At 67.7% G+C, this 235-nt stretch carries 1 protein-coding gene; it reads right to left on the bottom strand.

Annotated elements, in window-relative coordinates:
- A partial coding sequence (locus SB773_RS34695; RefSeq protein ID WP_410595099.1) for a TonB-dependent receptor domain-containing protein occupies nt 1-202 on the bottom strand: 202 nt, incomplete at its 3' end.
- Nucleotides 203-235 lie beyond the last annotated feature (33 nt).

The following is a 235-nucleotide window of genomic DNA, read 5'->3' as shown; positions in this document are numbered from 1 at the left end:
ACAGGTCCGGGCGCAGCGACCAGATCGCCGCGCCGGAGTAGGAGGTGGCGTTGCCGTCGAACGCCGGACGATGGCGTTCGTCGTCGCGCGGGGTGTGCTTGAGCCATTCGTGGCGGGCGCCGGCCTCGAAGTGCCAGCGGTCGTTGAGTTCGAAGTGCTCGACCAGGAACAAGCCGGTGGAGATGGTATCGACCTTGGGCATGAACGCCTCCTCGCCCAGGGCCGAGAAGCGGGT

Origin of the sequence: Bacillus sp. SIMBA_074 (genome assembly GCF_046534555.1) — a bacterium.
GTDB classification, from domain to species: Bacteria; Bacillota; Bacilli; order Bacillales; family Bacillaceae_G; genus Bacillus_A; species Bacillus_A mycoides.
Note: the sequence above shows the minus strand (reverse complement) of the source record. Positions and strands in the feature narration are given on the sequence as shown.